Source organism: Mycolicibacterium arseniciresistens (assembly GCF_030519285.1).
Lineage (GTDB): Bacteria > Actinomycetota > Actinomycetes > Mycobacteriales > Mycobacteriaceae > Mycobacterium > Mycobacterium arseniciresistens.
This window is the reverse complement of sequence record NZ_JAUMSQ010000442.1, coordinates 1-4,051: the sequence shown is the minus strand read 5'-3', so window position 1 is coordinate 4,051 and position 4,051 is coordinate 1. Positions and strand designations below refer to the sequence as shown.

Genomic DNA, 4,051 nt, shown 5'->3' with positions numbered 1-4,051 from the left:
TGCTGCGTGGTCCCCGGATGTGGGGCCACCCGCGGTCTGCACGCCCACCACATCCGCCACTGGGAGGACGGCGGCGCCACCGAGCTCGACAACCTCGTCCTGGTCTGCCCGTACCACCACCGAATGCATCACCGCGGCGGCATCACCATCACCGGACCCGCGCAGCACCTCGTCGTCACCGATCGCGATGGGCGGCAGCTCAGTTCGGCATCGCTGGCTCGACCCCCGACGACACCGCCGCCCGATGTACCTCCCTGTCCCGGGCCCACCGGCGAACGCGCCGACTGGTGGTGGTACTCACCGTTCGAACCGCAACCGCCACCGGCAGCCGCCTGAGTCAGGCACCGGTGGGCTCTAGGGGCGGTCGAGGCCGGGCTCGCCGAGCTTCTGCCGGATGGCCGCCCACGGATCGGAGTAACGGCCGGGCACGACGCGAGCGGCCGAGTGGCGCTTGATGTACACCCGGGCCAGCGGCGCGAGCACCGGCAGCACGTAACGCGTCCAGCCGGCCTGGCTGCGCATCTCGGCGAGCATGTCCGGCCACGTGTGGTGCTGGAATTGCAGCGCTTCCTGGGCCCGCGTGGTGTCCATCCAGTCGGTGACGAACCACGCCTCGTCCTTGTCCGGATCGCCGGGGCGTCCCGGTGGCAGCGCACCGGCCATCCCGCGGGCGCCGGCGAGCGCGCGACCCACGTCGCCGTAGCGGACCTTGTGGGAGTCGTCGCCGGCGATCAACAGGATTTCGCCCACCACGTCGGCGGTGGTGGCGGCGGCGAAGGCCCATGCCACGTCCCGCACGTCGACACTGTGCATCCGGTTGTCGGTCGGCAGCGCGCTCTCGAAGAACAGCGCGTCGGTGGTGAACGGCATGGCCTTCGGGTCGGTGCTCAACACGCCGCCGAGGCGCAGCACCACCCACGGCAGCGTCGAGGCCCGCACCAGCTCCTCGGCCTCGAGCTTGTGGCCGCCGTACAGATCCGTCGGGTGCGGCGGATCCTCGGCGCACACCGGCTCGGTGTACCGGTGCGGATTCCGCGAACCGTAGACGGCGTTGCTCGACGCCTGCACGAAGCGGGGTGGAGAGGCCAGCTTCTCCGCCGCACGGACCAGTGTGGCGGTGGCGTCGACGTTGACCTTGCGGGCGACCTTCGGGTTGCGATAGATCGGCGGCGGGATGACCGCGGCGAGATGGATGATCGCCGCCGGCGCCACCTCGGTCAGCAGCTTGTCGACCTCGGCCGGGTCGGTCAGGTCGGCCCAGCGGGCCTCGGCGCCATCGGGCAGCGCGGCTGCCGCCTTGCGATTGCCCTCTGTCCCGAGGTCGGTGGCCACCACCCGTCGGCCCAGCGCCGCGAGGCGCCGAACCGTCTGCGATCCCACCAGCCCAAAACCACCGGTCACCAACACCGGATCTGACATTGTTCTCCTATGACGACGGGGGAGGCGCCCGGTATCCGGTCACCTGAGTATGTCGTTCTCTTTTCAGGAGAGTAACGTAATCGCTGATCAACGGCCATCAGGGGGAGCGATGAGCGACGACCAGGACTGGGTACCCGCGGAGCGTCCGGAGGTCGCGAAATGGGACCCGGAATTCACGGCGACGATCGCGAAGACGGCAGGCGCCGCCATCAGGCGCTATTTCCGCTCGGAGGTGCGCGGGCTGGACAGCATCCCGAGCACCGGTGGCGCGCTGGTGGTGTCGAACCACTCCGGCGGCATGCTGACGCCGGACGTGCTGATCTTCGCGCCGGCCTTCTACGACAAGTTCGGGTTCGACCGGCCGGTGTACACGCTGGCCCACTACGGCGTCTTCGTGCCGCCCATCGGCAGCCTGCTGCGCCGCCTCGGGGTCATCGGAGCCAGCCGCGAGAACGCAGGCAAGGCCCTGCGCGACGGCGCGGTGGTGTTGGTGTTCCCCGGTGGTGACTACGACTCGTACCGGCCGACGTTCGAGAACAAGATCGACTTCGCCGGGCGCACCGGTTACATCAGGACCGCAATCGACGCCGGCGTGCCGATCGTGCCCGTGGTGTCGATCGGTGGGCAGGAGACGCAACTGTTCTTGGCCCGCGGCGACTCGCTGGCCAGGAAGCTGGGACTCAAGAAGATCCGGTTGGAGATCCTGCCGGTCACGTTCGGCTTCCCGTTCGGTCTCTCGGCGATCTTCCCGCCCAACCTGCCGCTGCCCGCCAAGGTCGTCACCCGCGTGCTCGACCCGATCGACGTCGTGGCGGAGTTCGGCGAGGACGCCGACGTCAGCGCGGTCGACGCACACGTGCGGTCGGTCATGCAGAGCGCACTCGACGAACTGGCCCGCGAGCGCCGCTTCCCGATACTGGGCTGATCCCGGCCGCGGGTTCGCGCTCCCGATCGGATAGGAAGGAACGATGGCCGACATCCTCGGATTCGTGCAGACGCTGTGGCGTGCCCGGCTGATCGCACCGATGCGTCCCGACCGCTACGTGCGGATGGCGTTGGCGGGTCGACGGGTCGGACTGACCGCGACCATGGGCGTGGCCGCCGCTGCCGAGCGCTGCCCCGACCGGGTCGGGTTGATCGACGAGATCGGCACGCTGACCTGGCGGGAACTCGACGACCGGTGCGACGCACTCGCGGTCGCTCTGCAGCGGCTCCCGGGTGGCACTCCGAAATCCGTTGCCATCATGTGTCGCAACCACCGCGGATTCGTCGAGGCACTGGTGGCCACCAACCGCATCGGCGCCGACATCCTGCTGCTGAACACCTCCTTCGCCGGTCCGGCGCTCGCCGAAGTCGTCGAGCGCGAAGGCGCCGACGTGGTGATCTACGACGAGGAGTTCACGGCGGTGGTGGACACCGCACTCGCCGCAGTGCCGGACGCCGTGCGGATCCTCGGCTGGACCGACGCGCAGGCCGACGACGGCATCCGCTCGGTCGAAGGCCTCGTCGAGGAGAACGCCGGCAAGCGGCCCGCGCCGGCAACCAGCAAGAGCCGGATGATCCTGTTGACGTCCGGCACCACCGGCGCCCCGAAGGGAGCCCGGCGCGCCGAGGGTGGCGGCGGCGCGGGGGACCTGAAGGCGATCCTGGACCGCACACCGTGGCGTGCCGAGGAGACCACGGTCATCGCCGCACCGATGTTCCACGCCTGGGGATTCTCGCAGCTGCTCTTCTCCGCGCTGATGGCGTGCACCATCGTCACCCGGCGGAAGTTCGACCCAGAGGCCACGCTCGCCCTGATCGACGAGCACCGGGCGACCGGGCTGATCGTGGTGCCGGTGATGTTCGACCGGATCATGGACCTGCCCGACGAGGTACGGAACCGCTACAGCGGCAAGACACTACGGTTCGCGGCCGCGTCGGGTTCGCGGATGCATCCCGACGTGGTGATCCGGTTCATGGACCAGTTCGGCGACGTCATCTACAACAACTACAACGCCACCGAGGCCGGCATGATCGCCACCGCCACCCCGGCCGACCTCCGTGCCGCACCCGACACCGCCGGAAAACCGGCTCCGGGCACCGAGATCCGCATCCTCGACGCCGAGTTCCGCCCGCTTCCCGCCGGTGAGACCGGTGGAATCTACGTGCGCAGCGGAACCCTGTTCGACGGCTACACCTCGGGGGCCACCAAGGACTTCCACGAGGACTTCATGGCCTCCGGCGATCTCGGCTATCTCGACGACGAGGGCAGGTTGTTCGTCGTCGGTCGCGACGACGAGATGATCGTCTCGGGCGGCGAGAACGTGTACCCGATCGAGGTGGAGAAGGCGCTGATCAAGCACCCCGACGTGGCCGAGGCCGCGGTGATCGGGGTGGACGACGCCGAGTACGGCCAGCGCCTTGCGGCGTTCGTGGTGCTCTCGGGCGATGCCGACCGCGGCGCCACCACACCGGACACCCTCAAACAGCATGTCCGCGAGAACCTGGCGAACTACAAGGTGCCGCGCGAGATCGCCGTGCTCGACGAGTTACCGCGGGGCAGCACCGGCAAGGTGCTGCGCAACGATCTGCGCGCGCATCTGGACTAGCTGTACTGACCTGAGAGGTTAGGTACACGGCTGGCGGGTGG

4 protein-coding genes are annotated in these 4,051 nt (G+C 69.1%); 3 read left to right on the top strand and 1 reads right to left on the bottom strand.

What is annotated here, in order from left to right; all coding sequences use genetic code 11:
* The coding region (locus tag Q2100_RS30155; protein WP_302916973.1) for an HNH endonuclease signature motif containing protein at nt 1-336 on the top strand (336 nt) is incomplete at its 5' end.
* An 18-nt stretch (nt 337-354) separates the two neighbouring features.
* Here Q2100_RS30155 and Q2100_RS30150 read toward each other — a convergent pair.
* A complete protein-coding gene (locus tag Q2100_RS30150) occupies nt 355-1,419 on the bottom strand; it encodes an NAD-dependent epimerase/dehydratase family protein (protein ID WP_302916972.1) in 1,065 nt (354 codons plus the stop codon).
* Between the two features lie 109 nt (nt 1,420-1,528).
* Here Q2100_RS30150 and Q2100_RS30145 point away from each other — a divergent pair, with 109 nt between their 5' ends.
* Together Q2100_RS30145 and fadD12 are read left to right on the top strand one after the other, a co-directional pair.
* Nucleotides 1,529-2,344, top strand: a complete 816-nt coding sequence (locus tag Q2100_RS30145) for a lysophospholipid acyltransferase family protein (protein ID WP_302916971.1) — start codon at nt 1,529-1,531, stop codon at nt 2,342-2,344.
* A 43-nt stretch (nt 2,345-2,387) separates the two neighbouring features.
* Complete coding sequence (gene fadD12, locus Q2100_RS30140; protein WP_302916970.1) at nt 2,388-4,010, top strand: acyl-CoA ligase FadD12; 1,623 nt, start codon at nt 2,388-2,390, stop codon at nt 4,008-4,010.
* Nucleotides 4,011-4,051: the final 41 nt, after the last annotated feature.